Annotated in this window: 15 protein-coding genes; 11 read left to right on the top strand and 4 right to left on the bottom strand. The window is 62.3% G+C overall.

The window, feature by feature from the left end:
• Positions 1 to 136: 136 nt before the first annotated feature.
• The 10 genes from AB8B20_RS11935 to AB8B20_RS11890 all read left to right on the top strand — a co-directional run bounded on the left by AB8B20_RS11935 (position 137) and on the right by AB8B20_RS11890 (position 11068).
• Entirely contained in the window at positions 137 to 1159 is a 1023-nt protein-coding gene (locus AB8B20_RS11935; RefSeq protein WP_320445237.1) for a TRAP transporter substrate-binding protein, read from the top strand.
• 265 nt (positions 1160 to 1424) lie between these two features.
• Positions 1425 to 1919 (top strand): TRAP transporter small permease, encoded by a 495-nt coding sequence (locus AB8B20_RS11930; protein ID WP_439073065.1) that lies wholly within the window; start codon positions 1425 to 1427, stop codon positions 1917 to 1919.
• A 5-nt stretch (positions 1920 to 1924) separates the two neighbouring features.
• The gene (locus tag AB8B20_RS11925) at positions 1925 to 3235 is read left to right on the top strand and encodes a TRAP transporter large permease (RefSeq protein ID WP_439072719.1); all 1311 of its coding nucleotides are present in this window, start codon (positions 1925 to 1927) and stop codon (positions 3233 to 3235) included.
• Positions 3236 to 3239: 4 nt separating this feature from the next.
• The gene (locus AB8B20_RS11920) at positions 3240 to 3704 is read left to right on the top strand and encodes a DUF3237 domain-containing protein (RefSeq protein WP_439072718.1); all 465 of its coding nucleotides are present in this window, start codon (positions 3240 to 3242) and stop codon (positions 3702 to 3704) included.
• 94 nt (positions 3705 to 3798) lie between these two features.
• Complete coding sequence (locus tag AB8B20_RS11915; RefSeq protein ID WP_439072717.1) at positions 3799 to 4734, top strand: cyclase family protein; 936 nt, start codon at positions 3799 to 3801, stop codon at positions 4732 to 4734.
• Between the two features lie 164 nt (positions 4735 to 4898).
• Positions 4899 to 5690: a crotonase/enoyl-CoA hydratase family protein gene (locus tag AB8B20_RS11910; RefSeq protein WP_120291800.1), complete on the top strand. Its 792-nt coding sequence runs from the start codon at positions 4899 to 4901 to the stop codon at positions 5688 to 5690.
• Positions 5691 to 5755: 65 nt separating this feature from the next.
• Positions 5756 to 7639: a feruloyl-CoA synthase gene (locus AB8B20_RS11905; protein WP_439072716.1), complete on the top strand. Its 1884-nt coding sequence runs from the start codon at positions 5756 to 5758 to the stop codon at positions 7637 to 7639.
• Positions 7640 to 7687: 48 nt separating this feature from the next.
• Positions 7688 to 8449, top strand: coding sequence for an SDR family NAD(P)-dependent oxidoreductase (locus AB8B20_RS11900; protein ID WP_089265449.1), 762 nt, complete (start codon positions 7688 to 7690; stop codon positions 8447 to 8449).
• A 129-nt stretch (positions 8450 to 8578) separates the two neighbouring features.
• Entirely contained in the window at positions 8579 to 9727 is a 1149-nt protein-coding gene (locus AB8B20_RS11895) for an ABC transporter substrate-binding protein (RefSeq protein ID WP_439072715.1), read from the top strand.
• A 192-nt stretch (positions 9728 to 9919) separates the two neighbouring features.
• A complete protein-coding gene (locus AB8B20_RS11890; protein WP_439072714.1) occupies positions 9920 to 11068 on the top strand; it encodes an ABC transporter substrate-binding protein in 1149 nt (382 codons plus the stop codon).
• Between the two features lie 65 nt (positions 11069 to 11133).
• Here the strand turns inward: AB8B20_RS11890 and AB8B20_RS11885 are convergent, their stop codons facing one another.
• Genes AB8B20_RS11885 through AB8B20_RS11875 form a run of 3 tightly spaced genes read right to left on the bottom strand, consistent with a single transcriptional unit; the run spans position 11134 to position 14683 of the window.
• Positions 11134 to 11865: an ABC transporter ATP-binding protein gene (locus AB8B20_RS11885; protein WP_439072713.1), complete on the bottom strand. Its 732-nt coding sequence runs from the start codon at positions 11863 to 11865 to the stop codon at positions 11134 to 11136.
• Entirely contained in the window at positions 11862 to 13637 is a 1776-nt protein-coding gene (locus AB8B20_RS11880) for a branched-chain amino acid ABC transporter ATP-binding protein/permease (protein ID WP_439072712.1), read from the bottom strand. Before AB8B20_RS11880 ends, AB8B20_RS11885 begins: the two co-directional genes overlap by 4 nt.
• A gap of 5 nt (positions 13638 to 13642) precedes the next feature.
• Positions 13643 to 14683: a branched-chain amino acid ABC transporter permease gene (locus tag AB8B20_RS11875; RefSeq protein WP_175368285.1), complete on the bottom strand. Its 1041-nt coding sequence runs from the start codon at positions 14681 to 14683 to the stop codon at positions 13643 to 13645.
• Between the two features lie 185 nt (positions 14684 to 14868).
• Between AB8B20_RS11875 and AB8B20_RS11870 the strand changes: the two genes are divergently transcribed.
• Positions 14869 to 15375, top strand: a complete 507-nt coding sequence (locus tag AB8B20_RS11870; protein WP_120291784.1) for a MarR family winged helix-turn-helix transcriptional regulator — start codon at positions 14869 to 14871, stop codon at positions 15373 to 15375.
• 141 nt (positions 15376 to 15516) lie between these two features.
• Here AB8B20_RS11870 and AB8B20_RS11865 read toward each other — a convergent pair whose 3' ends face one another.
• Entirely contained in the window at positions 15517 to 16797 is a 1281-nt protein-coding gene (locus AB8B20_RS11865) for a glycerate kinase type-2 family protein (protein ID WP_439072711.1), read from the bottom strand.
• Between the last annotated feature and the right edge of the window lie 103 nt (positions 16798 to 16900).

Genomic DNA, 16900 nt, shown 5'->3' with positions numbered 1-16900 from the left:
TGGCTCCGCAACGCGTGCGATCGCACCGCTTGCAAGGATGATTATAACATATAACAATATTCGCAAAGGGCCATTCAAGGTCCGGTGAACAGGTTCGAGAGAACACGTCCAAACGGACGTAGAGGGAGAGACGTCGATGAAAAGGGCAATCTTTGCATTGCTGGCGGCTGGCTGTCTGACGACTGCAGTGAGCCCGGCGCAGGCGCAAGACAAAACCGTCAATATGAAAGTATCGCTGTGGGTGCCGCCGGCGCATCCGCTGGTGCCGGCCACACAGGCCTGGGCGGCCGATATCGAGAAGGCCTCGGGCGGCAGCATCAAGATGTCGGTATTCCCTTCGGAACAGCTAGGCAAGGCGTTCGACCATTACGACATGGCGCGCGATGGTATCGCCGATATCACCTATGTGAATCCCGGCTATCAGCCCGGCCGTTTCCCCATCGTGGCCGCGGGCCAGCTGCCCTTCGTGTTCTCGGACGGCAAGAAGGGCACCCTCGCGCTCAACGAGTGGTATCAGAAATACGCCAAGACCGAGATGAAGGACACGAAGCTGTGCTTCGCTTTCATCCACGATCCCGGATCGATCCACGGCAAGAAGAAGATCGTCGTGCCGTCAGACCTCAACGGCGTGAAGGTCCGCCCGGCGCAGAGCACCATCGGTGAAATGGTCAAGCTGTTCGGCGGCACCAATGTGCAGGCCTCGGCGCCGGAATCGCGCGATGCGATCGAACGCGGCGTTGCCGACGAGATCGCGTTCCCGTGGGGCTCGATCTTCCTGTTCGGCATCGACAAGGTGGTGAAGTATCACATCGACGTGCCGCTCTATTCGACGGTGTTCACCTACAACATCAACCTCGCCAAGTATAATTCCATGTCCGCGGCGCAGAAGAAGATCATCGACGATCACTGCACGCCGGAATGGGCCTCCAAGGTCACCGATCCCTGGGTCGACTTCGAAGCCAATGGCCGCACCAAGATGAAGGCGCTGCCGGATCACGAAGTCTACAAGCTGACGCCCGAGCAGCTCGCCGAGTGGAAGAAGGGCGTTCAACCGCTCAACGCCGCCTGGGCTGCGGCCGTGAAGAAGGCCGGCGGCGATGCCGATGCCATCGACGCCGACCTCAAGGCGATGCTGAAGAAGCACGACGCGGGGCTGTAGCTTTCCGCCGAGTCCGTTGATCGCGCGGACCTCTCACCACGTCATGGCCGGGCTTGACCCGGCCATCCACTTTCCTTCGCCACCCCAAAGATGAATGCCCAGGTCATCTAGTGAAGTTCGCTTCGCGCTGCCCGAGCATGACGATCGAGAGGGCGGAGGCTGGCTTCTCCTCTTGAGCATTGTGACATCGACGATGACCGCCACGTCCGAAATCTCCCAATCCAGCGCCCTCGGCATTCCGCCGGATCCGCCCCGCAAGAACGTGATGGATCGCTTTATCGATTCCATCGAGTGGATCGCCGCGTTCTTCGTAGGTATCGTCGCGCTGAATACCTTCATCGCGGTGTTCATGCGCAAATTCTTCGCAGTCACGATCCCCGATTACTACAATATCGGCCAGTTCATGCTTGGCGTGCTGATCTTCTGGGGCATCGCAGCGACGTCCTATCGCGGCTCGCACATCACCGTCGATCTGGTCTGGGCCAATGCCACGCCAAAGTATCAGCGCTGGATCGACGTGTTCGCAACCTTGGTGCTGCTGTTCGTCGTGACCGTGCAGACCTACACGCTGTTCGACAAGGTTGTGGACACCTATTCGAGCCACATCGTCACCATGGATCTGCAACTGCCGGTCTGGCCGTTCTTCCTGCTGTCATGGATCGGCGACGTTTCGGCGGTGCTGTTGATCGCGATCCGCACTTACAGGCTGATCTTCCATCCGGAAGAGATGCATGAAGCCGAAATCAAGACGGCAGAGTAAATCGCATGGATCTCAGTAACGAAGCGGTTGCCGTCATCGGCTTTGTCAGCCTGTTCGTATTGATGCTGTTGCGCGTGCCGGTGGGTATGGCAATGGGGCTCGTGGGCATCACGGGCTTCGGCTATCTCACTGGTTTTGCGCCGGCGCTCAAGCTGGTCGGCCAGACCACCATGCGTACGGTGACGGATTATTCCTTCGGCGTGATCCCGATGTTCCTCCTGATGGGCGCCTTCGTCTCGGTGTCCGGCATCAGCCGCGAACTGTTTCGCGCGGCCAACACCTTTGTTGGCCACTGGAAAGGTGGGCTGGGCATCGCGACTATCGCCGCCTGCGGCGGCTTCGCTGCGATCTCCGGCTCGTCGGTGGCGACGGCTGCGACATTCTCCGCCGTTGCCTATCCGGAAATGCGCCGTTTCAATTATCCGCAGAGCTTCGCCACAGGCGTCATCGCCGTGGGCGGCACGCTCGGCGCGATGCTGCCGCCGTCCACGGTATTGGCGGTTTACGGCATCATTACCCAGCAGGACATCGGCAAGCTGTTCATCGCCGGCATCGTGCCGGGCCTGCTCGCTATCGTCATGCACATGATCACCATTGCGATCATCGGCGTGGTCAAGCCGGGCTTCTTGCCGGCTGGCCCGAAAGCCTCGTGGCGCGAGCGCGCGGCGGCGATCCGCGACGTCTGGTCGCCATTGCTACTATTCGTCTTCGTGATCGGCGGCCTTTATGGCGGATTCTTCATTCCGACCGAAGCCGGTGCGGTCGGCGCGGTCGGTGCCTTCATCATCGGCGTGCTGCGCGGCAAACTGAACAAGGACGGCATCCTGCAGTCACTATTGCAAGCGACGCGGACCGCTGCCGCCGTGTTCACCGTGCTCATCGGCGCGCTGTGCTTTGGCTATTTTCTTACGATTACCCAGACCCCGCAGCACGTCACCGAGTTCCTCACCGGCCTCGGCATCGGCCCCTACGGCGTGCTGGCGCTGATCCTCCTGATGTATCTGGTGCTGGGCTGCCTGATGGATGCCATGGCCATGGTGATCCTCACCGTGCCGATCGTGTTTCCGGTGATCATGGCGCTTGGTTTCGATCCGATCTGGTTCGGCATCGTCATCGTCATGACCGTCGAGCTCGGCCTGATTCATCCGCCGGTCGGCATGAACGTGTTCGTCATCAAGAGTGTGATCAAGGACGTCAGCATGGCGACGATATTCAAAGGCGTGCTGCCATTCGTGGTTACCGACCTGATCCGTCTCGTGCTGCTGATCCTGTTCCCGCTGATTGCCACCTGGCTGCCGATGCGGATGATTGGATGACATCATGACGACACCGCAGCTTGCGACGAAGTATGTCTTCAGCCTGTCGATCAAGGTCGGCGCGCCGATCGTGGCCGGCGATCTCGGATATGGCATCCGCCGGGTCATCCCGGTCCTTGGCGGCACTGTGCAGGGCGAGGGCATCAAGGGTACGATCCATTCGGGCGGCGCCGATTTTCAGATTATCCGTCCGGATGGCTTCACTGAGCTGGAAGCGAAATATACGTTCGAGCTCGACGAGGGGGCTGTGATCTATATCGAGAATATAGGCGTCCGCTTTGGCCCGAAGGAGGCGCTTGATCGCATCGCTCGGGGCGAGGCGGTCGATCCCGCGCTGATCTATTTCCGCTCGGTGCCGAGGTTCGAGACAGGGCATCCCAAGTATCGTTGGCTGATGCAGAATCTGTTCATCGGCGTCGGCGCACGGCATCCCGACCGGGTCGAGCTTGCGGTGCATCAGGTGCTGTGAGGCCTGCGCAGTCGGGCCGTGCTTACTTTCTCCCACTTCGTGTTGTTAACTACGGTTGACCGGCAAAAGCCGGCGTATATCGGGAGGATACAACATGCTGAAAGCTTGCGTCCTTGGGTATTCGATTTCTGTATTAGCAGTCATTTTGCCTGCATCTGCGCAGGATTGGACCAAATCCAAATGGGGGCCAAACGACGAAATCGGCGCCGCCAACTACATGAAGCCCGATCTGGTGAAGTCGGCCGCGCAACTGGTGAAGACCGGCAAGACCTACGCGCTCGGCATTCCGGTGGGCGCGGACACGCCGGCCTATCCGCCCCGCGGTTTCAAGATCACCGTGGTACAGCCCGGTCAGGCCGGCAATCCCGGGCTCGGTCCGAATCAGGCGACCTATAATGACGACATGCTCAACGGCTGGGTCGGCGTCGGCAGCCAGATGGACGGGCTCGGCCATCTCGGCGTCAATCACGTCTACTATAACGGCAACAAAATTGCAGACTTTGGTGATCCTACTGGCCTTAAGAAGCTCGGCATCGACAAGGTGCCGCCGCTCGTCACCCGTGGCGTGCTGCTGGACATGGCGGCCTACTACAAGACCGATGTGGTCAAGGAAGGCACTGCTTTCAATGTCAAGGAAATCGAGGAGGTCGCCAAGGCGCAGGGCGTCGAGATCAGGCAAGGCGACGTCGTGCTGTTCCACACCGGATGGCTCAGCCTGCTCGGCAAGGACGATAAACGCTACAATGCCGGCGAGCCCGGCCTTGGCGCCGAGGGCGCTAAGTATCTAACCAGCAAGGGTGTCGTCGCGGTCGGCGCCGATACCTGGGGCGTCGAGGTGCTGCCGTTCGAAACCGGCAATGTATTTGAAATCCACCAGATACTTCTGGCGATGAACGGGACTTACATCCTCGAAAACATGGATACGTCCGAACTGGCCAAGGACAAAGGCTACGAATTCCTGTTTGTGCTCGGTCAGCCCCGCTTCAAGGGCGGTGTGCAGAGCATGATCAACCCGGTGGCGATCCGCTAGCCCCGGTAATAGAGGCGATCCGGTCTATCAGGCGAGACCGGATCGCTGTCGCACCGGAATACCTGACTTTATGTAGGACGAGATCAACCTATTGCACCGCAAGATTGACTCATGCGCTATTCGTTATAAGATATAATTATTCTAGCCAGGACCTAATCGCCCTCATGAACCAAGCCGTCGCCGCTACCGCTGCCATGCTCCAGATCGAAACCCAAGGCCGCGTGCTGATCGTGGGCCTGAACCGTCCTGCCAAGCGCAACGCGCTGAACGATGGACTGATCCTGGACATCGAGCGTTGCTTCGCGTCGCTGCCCGAGGAAATCGGTGCCGTCGTCGTCCACGGCATCGGCGGGCATTTTTCCGCGGGTCTCGATCTGTCCGAACTCACCGAGCGCGACGCGACAGCCGGCTTGATGCATTCGCGGATGTGGCACCGGGTGTTCGATATCATCCAGCATTGCCGCGTCCCAGTGATCGCCGCACTACAGGGCGCAGTGATCGGCGGCGGCCTTGAACTGGCTTGCTCCGCGCATATTCGCGTTGCCGATCCCTCGGCCTATTACGCGCTGCCGGAAGGCAGCCGCGGTATCTTCGTCGGTGGTGGAGGCTCGATGCGTCTGCCGCGCCTGATCGGTGTGCACCGGATGGCCGACATGATGCTCACCGGCCGTGTTTACAAGGCGGAGGAGGGCGTGGCGCTCGGCTTCGCGCAGTATCTGACGGAAGCCGGCGGCGCCTTGCCCAAGGCCATAGAGCTTGCCGAGCGTGTCGCGCAGAACGCACCGTTGACAAATTTTGCCGTGCTGCAGGCCTTGCCGCTGATCGCCGAAGCCAGTCCGCAAACAGGCCTGATGCTCGAAGCGCTGATGGCCTCGGTGGCGCAGAGCGATCAGGAGGCGAAAAATCGCATCAGGGATTTTCTGGAGCGCAAGGCCGGCAAGGTGAAGCCCGGCTAATCCTGCAAGACGACAACGAACAAAAATAAAAGCAACAATCGGGACGAATACACAGGGCGGAAACAATGTCTGCAAGTGCCGACAAAATCGATCAGACAAAGCGAGCGATAACCGCGCATCCGCTGCGGCCGATTTCCTATGGCGATCCCGCGGTCACCATCGATCGGCGCGATGACGGCACCATCTATCTGCGTCCGACCAATGCCATCGGCGACTATCCGGAGCGTGTCACCGACTATCTGCATCACTGGGCCAGGGAAGCGCCGGATCGCGTCTTCATGGCCGAGCGCGCCGAAGGCGGCGGCTGGCGCGAAGTCACTTATGCGCAGATGCTGGATGCGGCGCGCCATATCGCCTCGGCGCTGCTGTCGCGCGAGCTGTCCGCCGACAAGCCCATCGTCATTCTCTCCGGCAATTCGGTCGATCATGCACTGATCGCCTTCGGCGCGCTCTATGCCGGTATCCCCTATACGCCGGTGTCGCCGGCCTATTCGCTGGTGTCGAAGGATTACGGCAAGCTCGGCTATCTCATGAAGCTGCTGACGCCGGGGCTGGTCTTCGTCGATGACGCCAATGCGTTCACGAACGCCATTCACTTCAATGTACCGGCCGACACCGAAGTTGTCGTTTCCACCGGCGCTCTGCCGGACCGGCGCGTGACCAAACTCTCCGATCTGCTCGTGACGCCGGAGGCCGCCAATCTCGACGCTGCGAACGCAGCCATCGGTCCGGATACCATTGCGAAGTTTTTGCTGACCTCCGGCTCCACCGGCAATCCGAAGGCCGTGATCAATACACAGCGCATGATGTGCGCCAACCAGATCATGCTGCGCGATACACTGGCCTTCCTGAAGGACGAGCCGCCGGTGATCATCGACTGGCTGCCATGGAATCACACCTTTGGCGGTAATCATAATATCGGGCTGACGCTGTTCAATGGCGGTTCGATGTATCTCGACGACGGCAAGCCGACGCCCGCGGGTATCGAACAGACAATTCGTAATCTCCGCGAGATCTCGCCGACGGTCTATTTCAACGTCCCCAAAGGGTATGAATCGTTGTTGCCGTATTTGCGTGAAGACGCTGCGTTGCGCGAAAAATTCTTCGCGCGGCTGCACGCAATGTTCTTTTCCGGCGCAGCGCTGTCCGCCTATGTCTGGGACAGCCTCGATGAATTGTCGGTGCAGACCACTGGTGCGCGCGTGCCCATGCTCACCGGCCTCGGTGCCACGGAAACCTCGCCGTTCTTCATGTGCGTCAATCCCGTCACCAGCCGCTCCGGCCATGTGGGTCTTCCCGTCCCGGGCAACGATGCCAAGCTGGTGCCGAACAACGGCAAGATGGAAGTGCGCGCCAAGGGGCCGAATATCACGCCGGGCTACTGGCGCGAGCCGGAACTGACCGCGAAGGCGTTCGACGAGGAAGGCTATTACATCTTCGGCGATGCGCTGAAGGCCGTCGATCCCGATGATCTCTCCGCCGGTTTTGATTTCGACGGCCGCATCTCCGAGGATTTCAAGCTCGGCAGCGGCACCTGGGTCAGTGTTGGCCCGCTGCGCGCGCGCTTCGTCGGCACCTGCGCGCCGCTGGTGCGCGATGTCGTCATCGCCGGCATCAACCGCGACGAACTCGCAGCTCTCGTTATTCTCGATCTCGATGGCTGCCGTGTGATCAATCCCGATCTTCTTGTGGGCGACCTCGCTGCGGCAGCCAATGATCCGATCGTCCGCGACGCGTTCCGTGAGCGCCTCGCACGTTTCATAGCCGGTGCTACCGGTTCGTCCACGCGGATTGCCAAGGCGGTGCTGCTCGACACCCCGCTGTCCATCGATCGTGGTGAGGTCACGGACAAGGGCTCGGTCAATCAGCGCGCTGTGCTGGAGCATCGCGCCAGGTTGATCGACGATATCTATGGGAATCCGGAAGTCGCGAAAGTGATCGCGATCTAGTTGAAAGCCGCCAATGAACGGCAGAGAAATCGAACAGGGGAGGACATCATGCAATTGAAGAACCAGGCCGCTATCGTCACGGGTGGCGCTTCCGGTCTCGGCGCTGCGACCGCCCGCAGGCTCGCCGCGCAGGGCGCGAAAGTCGCGCTGCTCGATCTCAACATCGCCCTCGCCGAAGCCGTCGCCAAGGAAATCGGCGGTGTTGCCATTTCCTGCGACGTGTCCGACGCCGCCTCCGCTGAAGCCGCGGTCGCCGCCGCCGCCAATGCGCACGGCCCGGCGCGTGTGCTGGTGAACTGCGCTGGCATCGGCGTCGCCAAGCGCGTGATCGGCCGCGATGGTCCGATGGCGCTCGGCGATTTCGACAAGGTCATTCGCGTCAACCTGATTGGCTCGTTCAACATGATCCGCCTGGCAACGGACCCGATGTCCAAGCTGGAGCCGCTGGAGACCGGCGAGCGCGGCGTGGTGATCTCGACGGCCTCGGTGGCGGCCTATGACGGCCAGATCGGCCAGTCCGCCTATTCGGCCTCCAAGGGTGGCATCGTCGGCATGACACTGCCCATCGCCCGCGAGATGGCCCAGTTCGGCATCCGCGTGCTGACCATCGCGCCGGGCCTGTTCATGACGCCGCTTTTGGCGGGCCTGCCGCAGGAGGCGCAGGACAGCCTCGCCGCGGCGATCCCGTTTCCGCGCCGACTCGGCCATGCCGACGAATTCGCGTCTCTCGCACTGCACATGATCGACAACCCGTATTTGAACGGCGAGGTGGTCCGGCTCGACGCCTCGCTGCGCATGGCGCCACGTTAAGCCTGCGGCAAAGCATCAATGCGCCAGCCCTTTACCGGTACGGGCGCACTGACCTAAAGAAGGGGCTGATCAACCAGCCGAACTTTGATTTAGCTGAGAACATAAAAAATAACCTGGAGGGAGAGACCCATGACCAAGCATCACTTGGCGATCGCGGCCGTTGCCGCATCGCTGGCACTCGCCGCACCGGCTTTTGCGCAGACGTCCGACATCACTATCGGCATCACCACGTCGACCACGGGCCCCGCGGCCGCGCTGGGCATTCCCGAACGCAACGCGCTGGAATTCGTGCCGAAGGAAATCGGCGGCGTCCCGCTCAAGATCATCGTGCTCGACGATGGCGGCGATCCGACCACCGCGACCACCAATGCCCGCCGTTTCATGACCGAATCCAAGGCCGACCTCATCATGGGCTCGGCGGTGACGCCAACCAGCATTGCGGTGTCCAATGTGGCCAACGAAGCCGGCATCCCGCATTTCGCGTTGTCGCCGCTGCCGATCACGCCGGAACGCGCCAAGTGGTCAGTGGCCATGCCGCAGCCCGTGCCGATCGTCGGCAAGGTGATGTACGACCACATGAAGTCCAAGGGCATCAAGACCATCGGCTATATCGGCTATTCCGATAGCTACGGCGATCTGTGGTTCAACGATCTCAAGACCCAGGCGGTGCCGATGGGCATCAACATCGCGGCGGAAGAGCGTTTTGCCCGTCCGGATACGTCGGTCACCGGTCAGGTGCTGAAACTGCTTGCTGCCAATCCTGACGCGATCCTGGTCGGCGCCTCCGGCACCGCCGCCGCGCTGCCGCAGACCGAATTGCGCGACAAGGGCTACCATGGTCTGATCTACCAGACCCACGGCGCCGCCTCGATGGACTTCATCCGTATCGCCGGCAAGGCCGCCGAAGGCGTGCTGATGGCCTCCGGCCCGGTGATGTATCCGGAAGGCCAGGCCGATACGGCCCTGACCAAGAAGCCCGGCATGACGCTCAACACCGCCTATGAGGCCAAATACGGCCCGAACAGCCGCAGCCAGTTCGCCGGCCACTCCTATGACGCCTTCGAGGTGCTGAAGCGAGTGATCCCGACGGCGCTGAAGACCGCCAGGCCTGGCACTCCGGAGTTCCGCGAGGCGATCCGGCAGGCGCTGCTCACCGAGCGTGAGATTGCCGCCACCCAGGGCGTCTACAACTTCACGGAAAAGGATCGGTATGGCCTGGATGAGCGTTCGCGCATCTTGCTGACGGTGAAAGACGGCAAATACGTTCTCGCCCAGTAATGCAGATCTGACGGAGGGCAGTGGCGCGAAGCGCCTTTGCTTCGCCGGCATTTTTCGATAACAAGGCCGGCCCTCGCCAGAGGGTCGGCTTTTTGCTGTGCGCGAGCCTTCGCGCGGCCACAACCAGCGCCACGTCTGCCGGTATCGCTGCCGCTTTCGGCGCTCTCCGCTTCCACACGAGAAAGATAAGACATGTCCAAGCTTCACCTGGCGATCGCGGCTGTTGCCGTCTCGCTGGCGATTGCCACCCCCGCCGAAACCCAGACTGCCGACATCACCGTCGGCATCAGCATTTCCACCACGGGCCCCGCGGCGGCGCTGGGCGTGCCCGAGCGCAACGCGCTGGAATTCGTGCCCAAGGACATCGGCGGCGTGCCGTTGAAGCTGATTGTGCTCGACGACGGCGGCGATCCGTCCATCGCCACCACCAATGCGCGCCGTTTCGTGTCGGAATCCAAGGCCGACATCATGGTCGGCTCGTCGATCGTGCCGTCCTCGGTCGCCATCTCGGCGGTCGCTAACGAAGCCGGCATTCCGCATTTCAGCCTGTCGCCGATGCCGTTCACGCCCGCGCGCGTGAAGTGGTCGGTGGACATGCCGCAGCCGGTCGAGATCGTCGGCAAGGTCATGTACGACCACATGAAGGCCCATGGCGTGAAGACCATCGGCTATGTCGGCTATTCGGATTCCTATGGCGACCTGTGGTTCAACGACCTCAAGGCGCAGACATCAACGATGGGCATGTCCATTGTCGATGACGAGCGCTTCGCGCGTCCGGATACGTCGATCACCGGCCAGGCGCTGAAGCTGATCGCCGCCAATCCCGATGCCATCCTGATCGGTGCCGCCGGCACCGGCGCCGGCATGCCGCAGTCCGAACTGCGCGATCGCGGCTACAAGGGCCTGATCTATCAGACCCACGGCGCCGCCTCATCAGACTTCATCCGCATCGCCGGCAAGTCGGCCGAAGGTGTGCTGATGGCTGCTGGTCCCGTAATGTATCCGGAAGGCCAGCCGGACTCCGCGCTGACCAAGAAGCCCGGCCTCGAACTCAATGCGGCCTACGAGGCCAAATATGGCGCCAATAGCCGCAGCCAGTTCGCCGGTCATGCCTATGACGTGTTTGAGATCCTCAAGCGCGTCGTGCCGGTCGCACTGAAGACCGCCAAGCCCGGCACCCCGGAATTCCGCGAAGCCATCCGCCAGGCGCTGATGAGCGAGAAGGAAATCGCCGCGACACAGGGCGTTTACAACTACACCGAACAGGACCGCAACGGCGTCGACGACCGTTCGCGGATCCTGCTGACGGTGAAGGACGGGAAGTACGTTCCGGCGAAGTAAGCCAGCGCACCGCTCAAACGAAGGCCGGCTGTCGCGAGACAGCCGGCTTTTTCATATGATCGAGATCAGATTGCGCTCGCGCCTTCGTGCTGAAAGCCAAGATAGCTCGCCACCACGCGTTGGTTGCTGGCGATGTCGCTGGCGGCGCCATCCAGGATGAACTCGCCGAGCTCCATCACATAAGCGCGGTCGGCGATCTTCAGTGCCGCCTGCGCATTCTGCTCGACCAGCAGCACTGAGACGCCGGCAGCCTTCAGCTCGCTGACGATGCGGAAAATGTCGGCGACAATGATCGGGGCGAGGCCGAGGCTTGGTTCGTCGAGCATTAGGAGTTTCGGTGCACCCATCAGCGCACGGCCCATGGCCAGCATCTGCTGTTCGCCGCCCGATAATGTGCCGGCGAGCTGCTTGCGGCGTTCCTTGAGGCGCGGGAACAGGGTGTAGACGTGCTCGAAAGATCGCGCGGCAGTCGCCTTGTCGATACGGAAGGCGCCGAGCAGCAGGTTGTCTTCCACATTCATCGTGGCGAACAATTCGCGATGTTCGGGGACGAGGCTCAGGCCCGCAGCGACGCGGTCCTCGATGTCGATCTTGGAGACGTCCTGTCCGGCGAATGCCACGCCACCCTTCAGCGGCAGGATACCCATCACCGCATTGAGCAGCGTGGTCTTGCCGGCGCCGTTGGCGCCAATGATCGTGACGATCTCGTCGGCGCGAACCTCGAGATTGACCGCACGCACGGCCTCGACCTTGCCATAGGCGACATGCGCATCAGAGACTTGTAGCAACGCGCTCATGCGACCGCTCCCAGATAGGCCTTGATGACGTCGGGATTGGTCTTGATGTCAGCCGGTGTGCCCTCGGCGATCTTGGTGCCGAAATCGAGCACTACGATGCGATTGGCGAGATTCATGACGAAGCCCATGTCGTGTTCGACCAACAGAACCGACATGCCGCCGTCGCGGAGCTGGCGCAGCAGCGTCGCGAGCTGCTGCTTTTCCATGTGGCGCAGGCCGGCGGCAGGCTCATCCAGCAGCAGCAGCATCGGATCGACGCACAGTGCCCGGGCGATCTCGACGATGCGCTGCTGGCCGAGTGACAGGGATCCTGCGAGCTGGTTCATCTGGTCACCGAGGCCGACGCGTTCGATCTGCTTGGCAGCTTCCGCGAGCAGCTTCGCTTCGTCGGCGCGGTCAAGCCTCAGCATGCTGGCGATGGCGCCCGAACGTCCGCGCAGATGCGCACCGAGGGCGACATTTTCCAGCACGGTCATGTCGGGCACCAGCTTCACATGCTGGAAGGTGCGGGCAATGCCGAGCTTGACGATCTCCTGCGGCGGCGCGCCGGACACACTCTTGCCGAGTACCGTGACCTTGCCGGCGGTCGCGGCCAGGACGCCGGTGATGAGGTTGAAGGTCGTACTCTTGCCGGCGCCGTTGGGGCCGATCAAAGCGACGATCTCGCGCGCCTGCACATTGAACGATACGTCGTTGACGGCGACGACGCCGCCGAACTGCTTGCGTGCCTTGTCGACCTGCAGCAATACGCCGGTGTCCGGACGGTGGTCGTTGCGGGCGGGCAGTGCATCGGCTGGCGTGGGGCGCTTGCGGCTGTCGCCAGCCGGGAGCCACGCGGTCAGCCACGGCCACATGCCGGTGGGTGCGAGCTGCAGCAGCGCGACGAGCAGGATGCCGAACACGATGGTTTCGAGCTGGCCTCCGCCGCCACCGAAGATCAGCGGCAGATAGCTCTGCAGGACTTCCTTGAGGATCACGACCACGGCGGCACCGAGCACACCGCCCCAGACATAGCCGGCGCCGCCGACCACCGCGATGAACAGATATTCGATACCGAGATGCGGTCCGAACGGCGTCGGATTCGCGGCGCGCTGGAAATGCGCATAGAGCCAGCCGGACAGGCCGGCGAGAACTGCTGCGTAGATGAAGACCAGGAGCTTTGCGCGCGCCGTCTGCACGCCGAAGGCTTCGGCAGCGATATGGCCGCGGCGTAGCGCGCGGATGGCGCGGCCGGTCCGCGAGTCCAGAAGGTTCATCGACAGCAGCGCGCAGATGATGACCGCGATCCAGATCGGGAAATAGATCGAGCCGGGATCCAGCATCTTCCAGGTGCCGATCGACAGTGGCGGGATGCCCGAGATGCCGTCGTTACGGCCGAGGAATTCCAGCTTGCTGAACAGATAAAACAGGCTGATGCCCCAGGCGATGGTGCCGAGCGGAAGATAGTGGCCCGACAGACGCATGGTGATGATGCCGAGCAGTACCGCGGCGAGGCCCGAGACGATCAGCGACATCGGCAGCGTCAGCCACGGCGACATGCCATAGGCGGTGGTGAGATAGGCCGTTGTATAGGCGCCGAAACCGCAGAACGCCGCCTGGCCGAATGAGGTCAGGCCGCCGACGCCGGTGAGCAGCACGAGGCCCATGGCGACGAGCGCGGCGAGGCCGATATTATCGAGCAGCACGATCCAGAATGGTGGCACGCCCGGCACGAACGGGATCGCAGCCATCACCAGCGCGAAAACGAGAACGGGAAGGAGACGCTGTTGCATGGCGCTTAATCCTTCTCTTCTTCGACTTCAGGTGCGGCGAGCGAGCGCAGCACCAGAACCGGAAGGATCAGCGTGAAGACAATGACCTCTTTGTAGTTGCTCGCATAGAACGACGAGAACGCCTCAACGCAGCCGACCAGGATCGCGGCGGCAGCCGTCAGCGGATAGCTGACGAGGCCGCCGATGATCGCGGCGACGAAGCCCTTCAGGCCGATCAGGAAGCCGGTGTCGTAATAAAGCGTGGTGATCGGCACGATCAGGATGCCGGAAATGGCGCCGATGACCGAGGCCAGCAGGAATGCGATCTGACCCGACAGTGAGGTGCGGATGCCGGCGAGGCGAGCACCGAGGCGGTTTACCGCCGTGGCGCGCAGCGCTTTGCCATAAAGCGTGTAGCCGAAGAACAGCCACAACCCGACGATCAGCGCGATGGTGATGCCATAGACGGCGATGCTCTGGCCGGTGAAGCGCAGTGCGCCGATGGTGATAGCGTCGGAGGAGATCGCTGGGCCGCGCTGGCCTTCGGCGCCGAAGAAGACGAGGCCGAACCCCTGCAGCGCGAGGTGGCAGCCCACCGACGCGATCAGCAGTACCAGAACCGATGTGTGGGCGATCGGCTGGAACGCGATGCGATAGAGATAAAGGCCGATGGCGGCGACGATCAGCAGCGACAGCGCGATGTTGAGGGCGATATTGCCCGGCCGTCCACCCAGCGCCCACATCACGCCCCAGATCGCCAGCGGGAACACGATATTGACAGCAATCGAGCGCAGCACGCGCCTGGCATGGAGCGCCTTGCGGAAGGTGAAGAGATCGAAGGCAAAGGCCACGACGCCCATGGCGACGGCGAGCTTGATGGTGCCCGGCATCTGGCCGGCCGAGAGGCTGGCATAGGTCAGCGCACCAAAAGTGATGAATTCGCCTTGGGGGATCAGGATGATGCGTGTAACCGCAAAGACCAGCACCAGGGCCAGCCCGAGCAGTGCATAAATCGCGCCATTGGTGATGCCGTCCTGCAAAAGGAACAGCAAAATCGTCGTATTCAAAGCCGCGCGCTCCCCCACACTGTCTGGCGCGCCGGATACCACAGGCGCGGGACGATCAACAATGGCGGTTGAAACCCGCCGTCTATTTGATATACTTCATAACGATTATTGAACATAATCTCAAGGCCTGTCGCACGTCGACCGGGTGTTTCATTCAAGCCGCCGGGTATCGCGGAAAGCGAGCGATGACTGTTTCAAAGATGACGTCTCAGGATCAAGCCAAGCAGGTCGCGCCCGTCGGGTTCGACGAGGAGGGCGGTGCGCTGCAGCTCGGCGAACTGTCCGAACTGCTAGGCTATTCGCTGAAACGTGCGCAGTTGAAGGTGTTTGAAGACTTCCTGCGCTGCATGGCGCCGCTGCAGCTGACGCCGGCGCAGTTCTCGGTGCTGCTGCTGCTGGACAAGAACCCGGGCCGCAACCAGACCGAAATCGCCAATACGCTCGGCATTCTCCGTCCGAATTTCGTTTCGCTGCTTGACGCTCTGGAGAGCCGCGACTTGCTGACGCGGATGCGCTCGCCGAGCGACCGCCGCTCCCATGTGCTGATGCTCACCGATAAGGGGCGTGCCACGCTGGCCCGTGCCAAGAAGCTGGTGGCGACCCGGCATGAAGCGCGGCTGATCGAGGTGCTGGGGCCGGCCGAGCACAAGGCGCTGCTGGGCATGATGGCGAAGATTGCTCGGGACTTTTAGCCAAACACACGTCATTCCGGGGCGGGACCGGCGCCGCAGGCGACGGGACCGAGCCCGGAACCTCGACATGTGACACTCATATCGGGATTCCGGGTTCGCGACCGCCAAGTGGCGCTCGCGGCCCGGAATGACGAGATAGTCTCAATCCACTAAAATTACCCTGACATCATTCACATTGGTCAGCGTCGGCCCGGTCTGCAGCAGATCGCCTGTCGCGGTGAAGAACGTCGTCGCGTCGTTATTCGCCAGCGTTGCTTTCGCATCGAGCTTCTGCGCGCGCATTGCCTCGAACGTACGTGCATCGATGACCGCGCCGGCGGGATCGCTGGCGCTGCCGGCGCCGCCATCGGCGCCGTCGGTGTCACCGGCGAGCGCGACGATGCCGGTGGTATCCTTGAAAGCATCCGCGAGCGCCAGCGCGTATTCTTGGTTCGGGCCGCCGCGGCCGTTGCCCGTGACGGTCACAGTGAGTTCGCCGCCGGAGAGGATCGCGAGCTTTTTGCCGTCTGCCTTGGCCTTAAGCGCCAGCTTCGCATGGTCAGCGGCAATCTCGCGCGCTTCGCCTTCGAGATCGGCACCGAGATCGATGATCTCATAGCCGGCATCACTGGCCACCTTGATTGCGGCATCGAGTGACTCGCGCGGACGTGCGATCAGCTCAAAACGCGCACGTGCGAATGCGACGTCGTTCGGCTTCACGCTTTCATTGGCCTCATCGCTGAGCGCCGCCCGTACGGCGTCATCGATGGCGAGATTGAATTTCGCGATGATGGCACGGGCATCGGCCAGCGTTGTTGTATCCGGCACCGTCGGTCCCGATGCGATCACGGCGGGATCGTCATGCGGCACGTCGGAAATCGCCAGCGATACGATCTCGGCCTTCTGCCCAGCGCGGGCAAGGCGGCCGCCCTTGATACGCGACAGATGTTTGCGCACGGTGTTGATCTCGCCGATCACCGCACCGGAGCGAAGTAGCGCGCGGTTGAGCTGCTGCTTCTGCTGGAAGGTGATGCCCGCCACTGGCGCGGTCCAGTTGGCGGAGCCGCCGCCGGAAATCAGCACCAGCAGCAGGTCGTCGGCAGTGGCTTCCGCCGCGAGCTTGAGGCTGTCGTCGGCACCCTTGAGGCCCGCTTCATCGGGCACGGGATGGCCGGCCTCCACCACACGGATGCGCCGTGTCGGCACGCCATGGCCATGGCGCGTGGTGGCGATGCCGGTGAGGCGCGCGGGATCGAGCTTCAGCGTGTCGAGATAATGCGCCTCTGCGGCAGCGGCCATGGCGGCGGCGCCCTTGCCGGCGGCGAGGCAGATGATGCGGCCTTTCGGCGGCGCCGGCAGATGGGCGCTGAGGATGACATCGGGATGGGCCGCGGCAACTGCGGCATCGAAAATTGCGCGGAGCAGGGGGCGTTTATCGGTCATGCCGGGGTTATGCCGCTCTACGGCAGGGACGGCAAGCGCTTCCCCTCGCCCCCGGACGCGGCGCAGCCGCGACTGGTGGGAGAGGGTTGATCGAACCGCGGAG

The sequence above is a fragment of the Tardiphaga sp. 866_E4_N1_4 genome (assembly GCF_052076075.1).
Taxonomy (GTDB): domain Bacteria; phylum Pseudomonadota; class Alphaproteobacteria; order Rhizobiales; family Xanthobacteraceae; genus Tardiphaga; species Tardiphaga robiniae.
The sequence above is the reverse complement of the archived record's forward strand: the minus strand, read 5'-3'. Positions and strand labels throughout refer to the sequence as shown.